The 15,763-nt window shown below is 37.9% G+C and carries 13 protein-coding genes, 3 pseudogenes and 1 riboswitch; of the genes and pseudogenes, 1 reads left to right on the top strand and 15 read right to left on the bottom strand.

Features of this window, described 5'->3' with window-relative positions; translation table 11 throughout:
* Window positions 1-12 precede the first annotated feature (12 nt).
* The 4 genes from LQ203_RS02760 to LQ203_RS02745 form a co-directional block, all read right to left on the bottom strand.
* Complete coding sequence (locus tag LQ203_RS02760) at window positions 13-225, bottom strand: hypothetical protein (protein WP_230155477.1); 213 nt, start codon at window positions 223-225, stop codon at window positions 13-15.
* Between the two features lie 99 nt (window positions 226-324).
* Entirely contained in the window at window positions 325-969 is a 645-nt protein-coding gene (locus LQ203_RS02755; protein WP_230155475.1) for an NAD(P)H-binding protein, read from the bottom strand.
* Window positions 970-1,135: 166 nt separating this feature from the next.
* A complete protein-coding gene (locus LQ203_RS02750) occupies window positions 1,136-1,876 on the bottom strand; it encodes an SDR family oxidoreductase (protein WP_230155473.1) in 741 nt (246 codons plus the stop codon).
* Between the two features lie 98 nt (window positions 1,877-1,974).
* Entirely contained in the window at window positions 1,975-3,147 is a 1,173-nt protein-coding gene (locus LQ203_RS02745; RefSeq protein WP_230155471.1) for an MFS transporter, read from the bottom strand.
* Between the two features lie 414 nt (window positions 3,148-3,561).
* On the opposite strand from LQ203_RS02745, the gene LQ203_RS02740 reads away from it, so the two are divergent.
* Window positions 3,562-4,479: an AraC family transcriptional regulator gene (locus LQ203_RS02740; RefSeq protein ID WP_230155468.1), complete on the top strand. Its 918-nt coding sequence runs from the start codon at window positions 3,562-3,564 to the stop codon at window positions 4,477-4,479.
* A 121-nt stretch (window positions 4,480-4,600) separates the two neighbouring features.
* Here the strand turns inward: LQ203_RS02740 and LQ203_RS02735 are convergent, their stop codons facing one another.
* The 11 genes and pseudogenes from LQ203_RS02735 to LQ203_RS02690 all read right to left on the bottom strand — a co-directional run bounded on the left by LQ203_RS02735 (window position 4,601) and on the right by LQ203_RS02690 (window position 15,755).
* Window positions 4,601-4,780 (bottom strand): cold shock domain-containing protein, encoded by a 180-nt coding sequence (locus tag LQ203_RS02735; RefSeq protein ID WP_356713868.1) that lies wholly within the window; start codon window positions 4,778-4,780, stop codon window positions 4,601-4,603.
* 277 nt (window positions 4,781-5,057) lie between these two features.
* Window positions 5,058-5,696, bottom strand: a pseudogene (locus LQ203_RS02730) (SPFH domain-containing protein); the annotation flags it as partial.
* 597 nt (window positions 5,697-6,293) lie between these two features.
* Window positions 6,294-6,743, bottom strand: coding sequence for a 3'-5' exonuclease (locus LQ203_RS02725; RefSeq protein ID WP_230155466.1), 450 nt, complete (start codon window positions 6,741-6,743; stop codon window positions 6,294-6,296).
* A gap of 22 nt (window positions 6,744-6,765) precedes the next feature.
* Window positions 6,766-8,358, bottom strand: coding sequence for an APC family permease (locus LQ203_RS02720; protein WP_230155464.1), 1,593 nt, complete (start codon window positions 8,356-8,358; stop codon window positions 6,766-6,768).
* Between the two features lie 52 nt (window positions 8,359-8,410).
* Window positions 8,411-8,489: riboswitch (ZMP/ZTP riboswitch) on the bottom strand.
* Between the two features lie 648 nt (window positions 8,490-9,137).
* A pseudogene (locus tag LQ203_RS02715) lies at window positions 9,138-9,371 on the bottom strand (amino acid permease); the annotation flags it as partial.
* 711 nt (window positions 9,372-10,082) lie between these two features.
* Window positions 10,083-10,239 (bottom strand): annotated as a pseudogene (locus LQ203_RS02710) (recombinase family protein); the annotation flags it as partial.
* Window positions 10,240-10,665: 426 nt separating this feature from the next.
* Entirely contained in the window at window positions 10,666-11,010 is a 345-nt protein-coding gene (locus tag LQ203_RS27625; RefSeq protein WP_356713866.1) for a hypothetical protein, read from the bottom strand.
* 17 nt (window positions 11,011-11,027) lie between these two features.
* Entirely contained in the window at window positions 11,028-11,657 is a 630-nt protein-coding gene (locus tag LQ203_RS27620; protein WP_356713749.1) for an aldose epimerase family protein, read from the bottom strand.
* 286 nt (window positions 11,658-11,943) lie between these two features.
* Window positions 11,944-13,338 carry a sugar porter family MFS transporter gene (locus LQ203_RS02700; RefSeq protein WP_230155462.1) on the bottom strand — a complete coding sequence of 465 codons (1,395 nt, stop codon included), beginning with the start codon at window positions 13,336-13,338 and terminating at the stop codon, window positions 11,944-11,946.
* Window positions 13,339-13,583: 245 nt separating this feature from the next.
* Window positions 13,584-15,008 (bottom strand): L-arabinose isomerase, encoded by a 1,425-nt coding sequence (gene araA / locus LQ203_RS02695; protein WP_230155461.1) that lies wholly within the window; start codon window positions 15,006-15,008, stop codon window positions 13,584-13,586.
* 51 nt (window positions 15,009-15,059) lie between these two features.
* The gene (locus tag LQ203_RS02690; RefSeq protein ID WP_230155460.1) at window positions 15,060-15,755 is read right to left on the bottom strand and encodes an L-ribulose-5-phosphate 4-epimerase; all 696 of its coding nucleotides are present in this window, start codon (window positions 15,753-15,755) and stop codon (window positions 15,060-15,062) included.
* Window positions 15,756-15,763 lie beyond the last annotated feature (8 nt).

Below are 15,763 nucleotides of genomic sequence, written 5' to 3'. Positions count from 1 at the left end.
CAATATTAAATGTCAGTCATTTGCCTGTTCTTTTTGCGAAATCTGAACCTGCCGGATAGCGATTCCCGAAATCTTGATCTTTGAGAGCACATCGTTCAAATTCCTTAATTCCTCTTGCGCGTACCGGGAGTTGGTACAATGTTTCTGGGCATGCACCCATGCGAGTACGATTTGTGCCGTTGTTATTTCTTTCCCTACTGGACTCTTCTTTATCAGTTCGACCAAGACCTGATTTGCTTCAAGATTATTCAGTTGGAAGCGCGGAACAATACCGCGAAAGTCAGAGCTAACAAATGTTGTTTTCTTATCAATCTTCCTTATATCTTAATAAAATGATGGCTTCGCCCAATCTGTATCAGGTTCACTCACTCCTAGACTGGCTTGAAGATATTTATCACTTTTTTCTTCGATGATATCCATTATTAATTGAGTTACTGCTTGACGCGTAACTTGTGCACCTTTAAATGGCTCTCCTTTTTGGGTAATCATATATTTAGTATTCCCAGCTTGGTTGTAAAGCCATGTTATTCTTAATAGTGTATAATCGAGGTTAGAATTTTCAAGCAACCGTGCAGATTCAATCTGGGAACGCATTCTGGTGCTTCCACCAATCATACGTTTATTCCATTCCCCAAAAGCTCCCAATACTTCATCATAAATTCCAAGAATGGATGCCGCGATTACTCTTCTCACTCCTGCATTATGCATTGCATCAATTATTGTTTTCGTTGATTCTTCATCACCCATGTCATTAATATATACAAGGTCAACATCTTTCATAGCATCGATCAGTTCATCTCTGTCTTTAAAATCACCATCAAAAATAACTTCCCGGCTATCATCAATAATAGTTAAACGCTTATGCCCGTTTCTTGCATAAAGAACGATAGAATGGTCAGTTTTATTGAGCAATTCATTTGTTAGCATACGGGTTATTTGGCCTGCTGCACCTAAAATCAAAATTTTCATAATACCACTCCTCGTATAATAAATTTTGTTCCTTGCAAAACACACCAAAGCCGAGTATAGGCATCTCAACACCATTGTTTAAAAATACTTTTTAAATATATAAGTCTCCTGTTTTTAAACAATCGGAACATACTACTTAAATTAAACAAAATTTATTGGTGTTAAATTATCTCTCTTGATGTGTAGGACGAATAAGCATTTCATTAATTGCTACATCTGATCGTTGTTCAATGGCAAAAGCAATTGCACCAGCAATACTCTCAGCGTCAATCGCACCTTCATAAACTTTATCGATTCCTGGCTTGAGGTCCATATCTGTAATGGAATTTATTAATTCACTTGTAACTGCTCCTGGTGAGATAATGGTTGTGCGGATATTATTGCTATACTCTTCTTTACGTAAACCTTCCGTAATCGCACGTACAGCAAACTTTGTTCCTGCATAGACCGTACTTCCAGCTCCAACAACATGTCCAGCTACTGAAGACAAATTAATGACATGCCCTGATTTTTGTTCTCGCATGGATGGAAGAACAGCGGCAATCCCATAAAGTACGCCTTTAATATTGACGTCAATCATCTTATTCCAGTCATCGATTCTTTTCTTATAAAGAAATGAATGCGGCATGACGCCAGCATTATTCACTAATACATCAATTCTTCCGAACTCTTGAAGCGCATACTCAGCAAGCTCTTCCATTTGTTCATGTGACGTTACATCGGTTACTTTATAAAGAGCTTTTCCACCATTTTTTTCGATGTCTTTCTGTAACTGTTGTAAACGTTCTTCACGACGAGCTGCCAAGACCAACTTCGCACCTGTAGAAGCAAGTTTTTTAGCTGTTGCCTCTCCAATTCCACTAGAAGCACCTGTAATAATCACAACTTTATCTTTTTTATTAGACATCATTTATATCTATCCTTTCTTAATAAAAAGTAAATTTATTGATTCAGATGATTTGCCATCTAAAAGCAAATCATCTGCTGAATCTATTTTCTAAAACTTCACTGCTGTGCACTTGAGAGCTCACGGCTGCGTCTAAATGAAAACACTCCAATCAGTAGAGCAATCACGACTGATGTAGCTCCAACCCAACTGATCTCTTGTATTGATGACCTTCCCGCAACAATACCTCCAATTCCAGCACCAGCGGCAAATCCAAGTTGTACAAAGGAACTGTTCAGACTAAGCACGATACTAGAGGCTTCTGGAGTAAGCAAGACTAGGTTAAAGTTTTGGGTAGGTCCGAACGTCCAAGCAGCGATTTCCCAAATCATGAGCAACGGGAGGGTAACCATTACCCATCCAAATCCAGAGACAGTAGACAGCAATACTAGCGAGATGATGTGGACAGCCATGGATCCGACCAGCGTGCGGACGATGCCGATCCGGTCTGCCAGTAAGCCACCAACCTTAGAGCCAATCAAGCTCGCGATACCCATAGCTAAGAGAATCATACTCAATTTTTCTTTCATAGTTGGCATAACGGCGGTCAGAAAGGGTGTGATATACGTATTGAGCATTGAATAACTAATAAATACAAAGAAGGTTACACCAAGAGTGAGTGCGACTCTCGGATTCTTCAAGAGAGCAAGACGCTTACCCAGAGAAACAGCCGCCTCGCTTTCCATGACTGGAATCGTCCGTGCAACGGCAAAGATAGCCAGTAGGCTGAAGAGTCCGATGCCCCAGAAGATGACCTTCCAATCATAAGACGAAGCAATCATACGGCCAAGGGGAACGCCAAAGACAAGGGAAGAGCTATACCCCATTGCGACATTGGCCATCGCTCCACCCTGACGTCCAGGAGCAGCCAGTTTTGCAGCTATACCATAGGCGGTGACAACGAAGACCCCTGTTCCAATCCCTAGTAAAACGCGAGAGGCCATCAGCAATCCAAAGCCTGGAAGAGCAATTACCCCAATGACGCCGAGTAATATGATGGCGAGAGCCAGTAACAATTGCTTACGCTGATCCATCTTCGAGGTTGCTACCATAACAAGGGGCGTTCCGATTGCGTTACCGAGAGCGAATACGGTAATAAGCTGACCTGCGGTTGCTACCGATACTTCGACGGAAGCAGCCACTTGATCCAACGTACCTACGATGACGAATTGTGAAGTACCGACCACGAAGCTAATAAGGGTCAGCATGTAAATTTTCCAAGTATTATTCATTCTGTTCTATCTACTCCTTTATCTATGATGTGATATATTAAAGCTTACATTTTAGACTATTTGTATTTATTGTTTAGTTACCAGTAAAAATTCCCCTCAAACTTCTACACTTGGAAGCCACAGCATAACCAGGCCTTATTTTCATACAATCAGCACGATAGAAGAAACTTCTAAATCACTTCTTCATAATCTACGCTTTTGTATTATTGTTTTTCCATTCTTTGCATTATTCTCACTTTAAATGGTTATATTATTTAGCCGCGTCCTTATTATGCAACAAATGAGAAAGTAACCGGTATCCCATTCTTCTCAAATGATTGCCTAATCCTCTCAATGATACTTGCATAACGTTACATAACAGAGAGATATGCATTATAATGGCACTATCAAAGAGAAAGGAACAAGGAGGATCTTATGTCTGAACAAATTTATAAATGGCAGGGTGAGCTTGCTAAAATGATTGAGCATTATTCAGGGCGGGATGGTACCCACTCAACTGCTATTCCATCTTTATTTTTCAGTCGTCAATCTAATGCTATCGGACCGAATTATGGAGTTTACAATCCTTCCTTATGCATTATCGTCCAGGGTATGAAGGAGGTATTACTGGCGAAGGAACGCTTTACATACAATCCTGCCGATTACCTTGTTGCATCTGTTGATTTACCGGTTACCGCCCAAGTCATAGAAGCCTCTCCAGATGTTCCCTATTTAGCTTTCAAACTTGAATTTACACCAAGTCAAATCTTAGAGGTTTTAGGTAATGCTGAAATTCAAGCTGATTCGAAAAAAAATACGAAGAGAGCCATGTTTGTCAGCCCGATAGACTCATCCATGTTAGATGCGGTGATTAGATTAGTTCGCTTGCTAGATAACCCTCAGGATATTCCAGTACTTGCGCCTCTATTCAAACAGGAGATTCTCTATAGGGTTCTGCAAGGGCCACATGGAGGGACACTAGAGCAGATGGCAATAGAAGGTAGCTATACCTATCGTATTAGAGACGTAATCGAACATATCATGCATCACTATGATCAGTCTTTTCGAATTGAGGAGCTTTCAGATATAGCAAGCATGAGTGTTTCTTCGCTCCATAGACACTTTAAAGAGGTCACAGCGATGAGTCCGATTCAGTTCCAAAAACAAATAAGACTACAGGAAGCCCGGCACTTGTTATTATCCGAGTCAACAGATGCAGCTGATGTCTCCTTTCGAGTCGGATATGAAAGCCCATCACAATTCAGTCGTGAATATTCACGACTGTTTGGGCTTCCACCTAGAGAAGATATAAAGCGTCTGAGAGAGAAAAATAATCAAAGAACAAACGCATGAATTCCCTGCTCAACAGGCAGGATAGTAAAAAAATCAAGTAATAAAAAAGGCCTTACTATACTTTTTCCCTAGTAAGGCCTTTCATGTTGATTTGAGGATAAAACGTCTTCTCAAATGAGTACTACGTATTCTGCTTGAGGCCCCTTTTGCTCCTTATACAATTTAAGAGACTTTCTGCCCCCAATTCTAATAAACTAGAGTTAGATTGATTACGAATAGAACTAAAATGGACAAACAAATCTTCTCCATTACTATCTGGAGAAATAAGTCCAAAGCCTTTTACATAATCGAAACACTTTATTTTACCCTCTTACTTTTCAACACAAACACTCCTCCGACAGTATCATTTATAGGGGAATAATATAATCGAAAGATTATTTTTCGTTAACGATTAGATCATGTAATTTAAATGCTTCGCTAGAATTAGTTGCTAAACCCATATATTTCATATGGAAACGACGACAGAGATGGCGTATTACATTTGTAATATAAGGAATAGCATCTTCAGGTGCCGTACCTTGAACTAACAGATAAACACGTTTGCCTGCTAATGGGGCGTCCAAGACGTCTGCAAAATGATCAATTTTATACTTATCGGCATTCGCTTCTGTAATTTGTTTCATCTTGTTAGCGGAAGCAGCCTGCTCTACCGCATAACGGTCGGCATCCGCCTTTTTCTTCACTTCTGAATCATATTGCTTTTCACGGCGGAGGATTTCTTTTTCCTCTAACTCGATCTGCTTCTGTCGTTCGATGATCCTGATTTGCATTTCCTGTTCCGTTACATCCTGCTTGGATCTGGCCGTTTCAAGATCATATGCTTGGTCAGCCCGTGCTTTGGCAATATCTTGCTCACGTCTGAACTCAGCTACCTTCAACTTGTTTATTTTTTCAGCTTCGGCAATTTCTGTTGCCCTCTCAAGTTCGGCTTGCTGTGCTTCCTTCGACGCTTCGGCACGCTTGATTCGCGTTTCTTTCTCTGCTTCTGCGGTAGCTATATCGGCATCTCTCTTGACTTGTGCAATTCTTGGCTTACCAAGGGATTCAAGATATCCATTTTTGTCACGAACATCTTTTATTGTGAATGATACGATGATGAGCCCCATTTTAGCTAAATCCTGGGAGGCTACCCTCTGTACTTCCTGGGAAAACTTTTCGCGATTTTTATAAATTTCCTCGACTGTCATCGACCCAAGGATGGAACGAAGATGTCCCTCGTTGTAACAGGGCTATATTATGGGAGAAATAAAAGAATCTATATATGGTATATGGAGTATTCATTTAACCCAAGTGTTGCTGGGAGAAATAAAACCTAAAATGTATCATTTTCCGAAAGGTGTTAAGACAGTAGTTCATCCTAATATAGTTTCAATTTTTGAACCACATACTCACTACTTATTCTTTTGTTATTTTTCTTATTATAGGTCCCTAAAAGATTTTTCTAGAATTAGAGTGAAAATAAACAATAGGTAGTAGATATTATTGTGTAGTACTTAAGAGTATTTATTTTAAGAAGCAATAAAATTAATCATAAGCATGGGGGAATATTAAGTCTTAGAATTCAGTCGTACCAGTTACATCTTTCCATAGTGCTCCCGCAATGCAATTTCCGTAGGCAGTACATTAAATGAAGCTGATTTTGATAACCATAAACATAAAAAATCCAGATTCAAGATGAACTGGACTCATAAAAATACTAGAATTTCATTCAAAAATAAACGATTAAGGGCATTTTGTGGATCAATAATCAGTATTATGTAAACTTAAGACGATATCAATTAGTACTAAAGAAAAGAGAGGCTCCTTCTTTAAGATCAATAAACGTCTATTGTGATTTTGTTTCCAAAGAATTCTTTAATATTTTTAATAATTTGTTTTTTTTCAATATCATTAGTTATATTATTTATAAAATTAATGACTAATGATTGTTTAGCTCTAGTACAGCCTACGTAGAATAATCTATGCGTTTTTTTAGAAATGAAATTTTCATTTTCTAAACCATTTTTAAAGAGATTACAAAAATTATAATTTGTCCAAGTTGAATTTTCATCAATATTAATAATAACTTTTTCAAATTCCTCCCCCTTGACTCCATGCAGCGTTCTAAGCCCAGTATTTTCAAATATCTGAGAATATAGCAATAAAAATTCTTTTAGCTCAAAGTTTAAATTTTTCATTAATATTGTCAGGTGTTCCAATTTGCGAACACTTTTTAATAAATAAAAAACATGGTCATAAAGTAACCATGTTTTCTTTTTACTCATATAGCGGTGTCTACACTAAGAGTTATTTATTGATAAATTCTTTGTTAATTTTTTCAGCCTCAGCCATGTATTCTGTTTTAATCCCGCTCTTAACTCCCCACCAATAGAAGCCAAGTGCTAAGCATGTGATGATCACCATATCCCAGCCAAATGTAAGAATATTTTTTCCGCCGAACTTCTCACTTCCAATATAAGAAATGAAAATCATACAACCTAAGTAAAGAAGCATCCAAACACCTGATAAAAATTGTTTTTTGAATCCATTCCACTTATTTTTCGCTTGATAATAAAAGTAAATAGGTAGTCCAATAGCAATGATGAAAACGACTTCTCCTGTTAATGGCCAACGCGCCCAGTATAAAGTAAGCGATGCGAAAACAAATCCACAAGGTGCAATAATAGAAGCGCCTTTTAAGTGAAATGGACGATTAAAATGAGAAGCTGTACGTCTTAATGTTGTCAATGCAACTGGCCCCATGATGTACGAGATAAGTGTAGCAACTGAAATCACTTCAGCAAGTACGCCCCATCCACGGAATAAAAATAAAAAGATAAAACATACACCTAAGTTTAATAACATCGCTGGACGAGGAACACCATAAAGTGGATGTAATGTACCAAAGATATTCGGTAAGTACCCATTTTTCTGCATTCCATAAAGCATACGCGAAGTTGTAGCTGTATAAGTAGCTCCTGTACCAGACGGTGAAACAAACGCATCTACATACAATACAATCGCTAACCAGTTAAGACTAAGAGCAATTGCCAAATCAGCAAAAGGTGAATTGAAATTCAGATGACTCCATCCGTTCAGGATCATAGACGGATCAACTGCACCGATAAACACAACTTGTAAAATAACGTATATAAAACCTGCAATTAGAATAGACCCAATAACAGCAATAGGTATAGACTTATTCGGCGACTTCGCTTCTCCTGCCATATTAACGGGACTTTGAAATCCATTAAACGCAAACACGATACCAGAAGTAGCTACTGCTGTTAAAACGCTTGCCCAACCATATGGTGCGATACCTTGAGAACTTGTAAAGTTTTCACCATGAAATCCAGCAAAAAATAACGATCCTGCCATTACACCTGGAACAATTAATTTAAAAATAGTAATAAATGAATTTGCCTTAGCAAAAAGGTTAACTGTCCAATAGTTGACGAAGAAATAGAACAATAGTAGTAAAGAAGCTATGAATAATCCTTTGGTCGTTAAGATATTATTATCAACTAAAGAATGAGACCATCTGGCCCATTCCCAAGGCCACGTACTCATATATTGTACGGAAGCAATGGCCTCAACGGTAATAGTCGAAGCGATAGATATCCAGTTTGCCCACGCAGCTATAAATCCAATAAAAGAGCCATGCGAATATTGAGGATACTTAACCATTCCTCCAGCTTCAGGAAACATTGCCCCAAGCTCTGCGTAAGATAATGCAATAAATAAAATTACAACCATACCGATAATCCAAGAAAAAATAGCTGCTGGTCCAGCAATCTGTGCAGCTTTCCACGCTCCGAACAACCAACCAGAGCCGATAATAGAACCAATACCTGTCATAGTTAAAGCAAAAGTCCCCATTTTTCTATGCATATTACTCATCTCTACCTACACCTCTTCCTAGGAAAATAAAAAACACTTGATCTATAGATCAAGTGTTTGCCCAGGCGCGCGGCTTATACTCTATATGCTCCCCCATGGTACTCCATGTTGCGCCAGTTACATATAGGAAAATAGCTTTTTTTTTAGTATATAGGATTATTTTAAATTTCACAATACTTAAAAATATTTATATTTTATTTATAATCTTATTTATTTTACGTAATTCCCTATCAATATTCATTTTAATTTGAAAAAATTAGGTGAATTAAAGTTCAAAAAACAAACATTCGATTTCCACAACACATGCTACATCAATAAAATCATTTCTCTTTAACATTATACTTAAAAATCTTCAAGAGCTTATATGGCAAAATAAACCGTTCATATTTTACAAATTATATCCCAACAACATTTACACTGAAGTAATGAACCAGTTAGTTAAAATCTTATGATCTAACAGAGGAAATACTTGGAATACTCCATACCTTTATTGAGCATTTTTCTACAATATCTGTTCTTTTCTTCCTCAAAACAAAGCCATGCACAAGTTGGGGAAAATACCTGAGGGATGAAGATCTCTCTTTATCTCTCTTTGTTTTGTCCACAATTTATGCACAACTTTAATTAGTGTCTATTATATTTAACTAATGTGAAACACACTCGGCATAGCTAGAGTGATGAACGTAGATTAAATTTCCTTAAACAAGATGATGTCCCTAAATCCTTATAATAGAATAACTCGTATCACTCATCTTTTTATTGAAATGGCACGAGGCTTCTTAACTGGAAATATCATCATCGGATTTAACATCCAATGGTGTTCGTTTATCCATTTTCACCATGTAATAACTTGCTACGACCAAGGCTAGGAAAACGATCCCGACAACCAAGGAAGTCCGGGTACTGGGATTGAACCACATACCAACCAGAACCATCAGTAAAAAGGCAATTGTTGCATAGTTACTGTAAGGGGCCAACGACATTTTGAACGGATGTTTCTCCTGCTTTAACTTACGAATTTTGCTTAGACCTATACTAACTCCACTTTTTAGTGTCCAAAATATTGACTCAAATCCAATTATTCAATTCATAAATGAGTTATTAAAATCCTTATCTCCTTTAATGAACTAATCTCCTTCAATAAACTAAGCACAATCTCACGTTTGCTCTAGAATTCTTAGGATTTCATAGCCATATCATTACCCATTATCTATAAAAGATTAGCATTACTCCTCAAGGATAGGGGTTTTACTTCTGTATGAGTCATTCCACTTTTTAATGTACGATCGCCCAATGCAGCATTACTAACCAACGGATTTGATAGTAACAATCCAGACACTACAAAAGATGCTATTATTTTTTTCATTTTCTCCCCCGATAAAATCTCTTTTTTATAATTTTAACATCTTTAAGTGACACACATATTTACCTAATTTTACATTATCAATACAAATTAATTCATAAAGTGTGCATAAAATACAAAATAACTAAAATATCCCTACCATTCCCGAAAGGTAGTACTTAAGAGTAAATTCTTCGCTTTTTCTAGTAGTAACAATCCGGTTTTTGGCTCCTCTACATTTTCCATTATAGTATTGTGATATATTCTCCACTCCTTATATTATTTTGTTTTCACTAGCTAAAACTCATTGAGATTATTATATAAATCAAAGTTATGACCTTAATTTGGGTTTTTCCATTTAAGTATATAAACATCTTCATATCCTAAATTGGGTGGTGTCTAACAAAGGCATATCCCTTACAACTTTATCTGCCTGAATATTTTTCGTGATGTAATTTCCATCCTTGTAGAATTTCTTCCTTGTTTCGTCCAAAACGATCGAGTGAATGAATATAAAGGACATCCCCTTTCCGGATCACCCGTTTTAATAATTGATATTGTTCTCGGTCATCGTAAAGATTTTTTTATTTTCGGCATGTAATGTAACGGGGACAATCGTTAATTTTTGTTGAGGCATTGGAAAAGCACCTCCTTTGATACAAGTATCGTATCAGGAGGTGCTACGTATAGAATATGTACTGTTTAAATAGGGGCTTACCTTTAACCGTAGTTTACGGCCCACCATCTAACTGTTTACGCTTAAAGATATAAGTTATCCTCTATCCTCCAAAACTCTGTTCGAGTGAGTGGCTAACTCTTATTCGGCGGGAATCCCACCCGCTATATGTAGAGCTATGCTCGATCGCTCTTACAGGCACCGGATGTTGATCCTAACTAGCAGCCGAATCGATGTAAAATTATCGAAACCAAATGCACCTATTCCTTTAACACAATAACTGGAAACCTCAGCTGAGTGGGGTCCTGACCTCAATTTTGTATTTTGTTTGGGAAGTATAATTTTCGCCTGCTAAAAGAAGAATATCTCCAAAATCTTCAAACTCAATCGCTCCTGGAGCAGCTTGGGTTTCAAACGTTATTCCGCCGTGTTGAATTAATTTTTCTCCGTGCATGAGTGGCACACCTTTCACAAATTTTGCAGTGTAAATGACAACCGCAGGCTCTTCTGTGTATACCTCGACTGTTATTTTCTGGTCAGGACTAATTAATTTGGCTGCAGTTTGATGAAGTCCTGAGCAAATAAGGAAGAATGGATGATCGATTCCTCGAACCTTTTTAACTTCTGCGTCAATTGCTTCAAAGGTTGATTTTAATTTCTTTGGGGTTCGAAAATCATAAGGCGTGCAAATTCTTCAGAAAAGATTTGTAAGAAATGATCATCGATTGGATTGCTGGGATGCCCTGTTAAGTTAAAATAGACGTGATTGGTCGGATTAAAAATTGTGTCTTTATCACTAGTTGCTTGATAGCTGACTGACCAAATATTTAAGTTGTCTAATGTATAAGTCACACTTACTTTCAAATTCCCCGGAAAACCATTCTCGCCATCAGGTGAGTGGGTTGAAAAGATGATCGATGCACTTTCATCCGTCTCCTTCACTTCATAATCCCAGATTTTTTCATCGAATCCAGGGTTGCCACCGTGTAATGTATTTCCTAATTGATTTACAGATGTTTGGTAACGTGATTCACCAATTGAAAATTGGCCATTTTTTATTCTTCCAGCGACTCTTCCTATTGTTGCTCCATAATATGTTTCTTTTTTGTAATCCTCAATCGAGTCAAATCCCAATACGATATTATTACGACCCGTTTCCGTTAGGACGAACAGATTGACGATTCTTGCACCAAAGTTTGTAACTTCTATTCTTACTCCATGATCATTTTCTATAGTAAACAGCAAGACTTCATTTCCAAACGAGCTTTGTGATGTTTTCATTTTTTACGGCTCCTCCCTATTAAATTCCTTCATATAAATAAAAGCTATAACACCATGAATTGCACAAAAAGTTCAGCAAACATTTTAATAGTTGAAAAGCCGAAGTAGCAACTTCGGCCTTAAGAAAGGGAATCATATTAGTAAATCAACATGTTCATGATGTGTATGTGTAGATCATAATTACAGAAGTATTTTCCCTTATGACCCCCTGATTTAAAATGCATGCTTAACTCTCCTATTTGTGTATATCTTCTTTGAATTCTGCTCCAAATCTCATAGGTCTAATTTAAGCACTTTTTCCCTTAGCATGTTTACTTTCTCCAATTTTTTCAATTTCCTCCAAAGTATGACCTCGAGTTTCAGGAACGCATGTCCGGATAAATAAAACACCAAGTAAACAAACAGCACCAAAGATTGCAAAAACAGCTTCTTGAGACATCGAAGCGATCATGATTGGAAATAGCAATCCTACCAAGAAAGAACCAATCCAGTTAAATGATGAAGCTAATCCTGACGCACGCCCGCGAATTACCAGCGGGAAAATTTCTCCAACTATGACCCAAGTTAAAGGAGCCCACGTGAATGAATAAAGTGCTACATAGATACTTAAAAAGACAACCATCATCATCGGATTTGCATTAGGAATTAATAAATTCAATATTGCCGGCAAAATAAAGGATAGCCCCATAATAGTTCCACCTATTGTTAATAAAGTACGGCGATTAAATTTATCAGCAATCATAAGGAATATTAATGAACCTAGTACGAGAATAACTCCTTGAATAATTGGCCACATCAATACTGAGCTGGCTTCATGCCCTGTTGCTTTTTCCACAATCATAGGAATATAATAAAAAATTGCATTTGCGCCCTGGAATTGTTGAAACGCAGCAACACCCACACCCGCAATTACTAAATAACGGTATTTATTACTTAAAAGTGTACCCCATGATGCTTTTTGATTTACCTTTGCTTCCTCTTTAACAGTTTCTTGAATTTGTGTTATTTCAGAATCAATTTGTTCTTTGTTAGAGCGAATATAGCCCAACACCTTACGAGCTTCATCAATTTTATTGTTCTTAATTAAAAAACGTGGTGATTCGGGTAACCTTGACACTCCAATAAATAAGATCAAAGCAGGTACGGCAGCCAAACTAAGCATCAATCGCCATGCCATTGTTCCTGGTAAGTCTTTCAATAAATAAGCGACAATGTACGAAAGCAACATTCCAGAGACAATCATTGTTTGATTAATTCCTGACAGACGTCCACGTAAACGTGCTGGCGCCATTTCCGACATATAGGCTGGGACCAATGCAGATGCAGCACCAACAGCCAACCCTAATAAAATCCGGGCAACAATCATAAAAAGGATCCCATTATGAGGGGATATTCCTGCCAAAATGGATCCAACAGCAAAAATGATAGAAGATATTAAAATCATTTTGCGCCGTCCTAAACGATCAGAAAGTTGTCCGGCCAGCGCACCTCCAAATATAGCTCCAAACATCAACGAAGAGGTAATCCAGCCAATAGCACCAGGGTTGTTTTGAAGGTTCCAATCATGTTGCAGAAAAGGCAAAGCACCCGTCATAACGCCGATATCATAACCGAAGAGAATGCCTCCAAAAGCCCCAAAAAAATAAATGAATCCACTTGAGATTTTCTTTTCATTAACCATTAAAATTCCCTCCTCAAGGTTTTGAAATTATATTCCCATAAAAAATTCCACTACTAAAAATTATTTATTAGGATGAATTCTGTGTCGTTATTCTGCTATTAAAACGCTTTCATCTTTTCCCTGAAAACCACGAACACGCTTACGATTAATGGGATCATACTAATGGTTACCATTTCCAGTCTACAACTTCTGGATTACCTATTTTCCCCTCCAAGGAAGCACAGCCTCCTTGGAGGGGAGAGACATTACTTAATAACTACGTATTCCAAGCCAACAAGTTTTGCATAGGTTATGATTTGGTCTGTTGTTAAATTCAATGAAACAACTGTATGGTGACCGCCACCATTCTCAAGCCAAGCTTTCACTCCATCTTGGAAGTTTGGCTTCACTTCCCAAAGTACACGGGCCACTGGAAGGTTTGGTGCTGGAACAGTTGGCTCAAATGCAGAAACCTCATTAATCAAAAGTTTATAGTTTGTACCAAAGTCAGCCATGGAAACAACGACACCGTCTCCTGCTTTGCCGTCGAATACTAAACGTGCTGGATCTTCACGATCACCTATACCTAATGGAGATACGACAATTTTTGGTTTGTTACTTGCTAAAGATGGGTCGACTTCAAGCATATGTGATTGAAGGATTGATTCTTGTCCAGCAGCTAATTCATATGTGTAATCTTCCATAAAGCCTGTTGATTGGTTATGGCTCATCACTTTCAGTAAGCGATCAAGTGCTGCCGTCTTCCAATCTCCTTCACCCGCAAAGCCATATCCTTGTGCCATCAAACGTTGGACGGCAAGACCAGGAAGTTGTTTCATCCCATATAAATCTTCGAAGTTCGTTGTGAAGGCCGTGTAACCACCATCATCAAGGAAACGTTTAATCGCAATTTCATAGCTTACCTGTACCTTTACGCTTTTCTCCCAATCTTCCCTACTGTAGGTACCATAATCAAATTCATAAAGGCCTTCGTATTCTGCAAATAAAGCATCAATTTCTTCATCAGTAACCGCATTTACATATTGAACAAGGTCTCCGATTCCAAAATAGTCAACTGTCCACCCAAATTGGATTTGCGCTTCAACCTTATCCCCTTCGGTTACTCCAACGTTACGCATGTTGTCTCCAAAGCGAGCGACCTTAATGTTAAAGCTTTCGTTATAAGCAACCGCTACGTCCATCCATTGTGCAATTTGCTGTCGCACTTCAGGGCGCTCCCAATAACCTACAACAACTTTATTTTGTTTTTTCAAACGTGCATTGATAAAACCATATTCACGGTCACCATGAGCGGATTGGTTTAGGTTCATAAAGTCCATATCAATCGTTGCCCAAGGAATACTTTCATTGAATTGTGTAGCTAAATGAAGCAATGGTTTTTGTAATAATTTTGTTCCACGAATCCACATTTTTGCAGGTGAGAAAGTATGCATCCAAGTGATGACACCGGCAACTTCGTTACGATAGTTGACTTCTTTCATGATGCTTGTGATTTTATCTGCACTAACAGCTAAATCTTGCAATACAAGTGGATAAGGTAAAATACCGCTTTCATTTAATGCATCGGTTATCGTTTGTGCATGCGCCTTGACCTCTGCTAACGCTTCTTCCCCATATAGATGTTGTGATCCTACGACAAACCAAAATTCCCTTTTTTCTGTTGTTAACATAATAATCCTCTTTTCTTAATCTAATGGTTTAATAATTTGATAGAGTTGATCTTATTTTTGACCGTAATAAGCATATTTTCCATGTTTTCGTAAATAGTGTTTATCCAAAATATTTTGTGGTAATTCTTTTGCAAAATGATTTAATTCCCGTGTAAATAAATTCATTTTCGAAACTTCATCCAACACCACACTATTCATTACGGCGGATTTTGCATCTTTGCCCCAAGTAAACGGACCATGACCATGAAGTAAGACACCAGGAACGGCTAAAATGTCTAACCCACGCTCTTCAAATGTTTCGATGATTAACTTCCCAGTCTCCACTTCGTACCCACGATCAATCTCCTCTTGTGTTAGGTAGCGGGCACATGGGACGGATCCGTAAAATGTGTCTGCATGAGTGGTCCCCATCGCTGGAACATCAAGGCCTGCTTGAGCCCAGATTGTCGCCCAAGTTGAATGAGTATGCACAATGCCGCCGATTTCTTGGTAATACTTATAAAGTACTGCGTGAGTCGCTGTATCTGATGAAGGCCTCATCTCTCCTTCAACAACATTGCCATCTAAATCAACAACAACCATATCACTTGCTTTCATCGTGTCATAATCAACACCACTAGGTTTGATAACAAATAAACCACTTTCACGAGCAATGGCACTTGCATTTCCCCATGTATATTTCACGAGTCCATATTTAGGCAAGTCCAAATTTGCTTGAAATACCTCTTCTTTCAGTTGTTCTAACACGTCAATCC

This window comes from Peribacillus sp. Bi96 (assembly GCF_918698115.1).
GTDB lineage: Bacteria > Bacillota > Bacilli > Bacillales > DSM-1321 > Peribacillus.
The sequence above is the reverse complement of the archived record's forward strand: the minus strand, read 5'-3'. Positions and strand labels throughout refer to the sequence as shown.

Excerpts from the sequence above, each read along its gene's own strand:
- LQ203_RS02740 (WP_230155468.1), top strand. The coding sequence starts at position 3,562 with ATGTCTGAACAAATTTATAAATGGCAGGGTGAGCTTGCTAAAATGATT.
- LQ203_RS02745 (WP_230155471.1), bottom strand. The coding sequence starts at position 3,147 with ATGAATAATACTTGGAAAATTTACATGCTGACCCTTATTAGCTTCGTG.
- LQ203_RS27620 (WP_356713749.1), bottom strand. The coding sequence starts at position 11,657 with ATGAAAACATCACAAAGCTCGTTTGGAAATGAAGTCTTGCTGTTTACT.
- LQ203_RS02755 (WP_230155475.1), bottom strand. The coding sequence starts at position 969 with ATGAAAATTTTGATTTTAGGTGCAGCAGGCCAAATAACCCGTATGCTA.
- araA (WP_230155461.1), bottom strand. The coding sequence starts at position 15,008 with ATGTTAACAACAGAAAAAAGGGAATTTTGGTTTGTCGTAGGATCACAA.
- LQ203_RS02700 (WP_230155462.1), bottom strand. The coding sequence starts at position 13,338 with ATGGTTAATGAAAAGAAAATCTCAAGTGGATTCATTTATTTTTTTGGG.
- LQ203_RS02720 (WP_230155464.1), bottom strand. The coding sequence starts at position 8,358 with ATGAGTAATATGCATAGAAAAATGGGGACTTTTGCTTTAACTATGACA.
- LQ203_RS02750 (WP_230155473.1), bottom strand. The coding sequence starts at position 1,876 with ATGTCTAATAAAAAAGATAAAGTTGTGATTATTACAGGTGCTTCTAGT.
- LQ203_RS02725 (WP_230155466.1), bottom strand. The coding sequence starts at position 6,743 with ATGAGTAAAAAGAAAACATGGTTACTTTATGACCATGTTTTTTATTTA.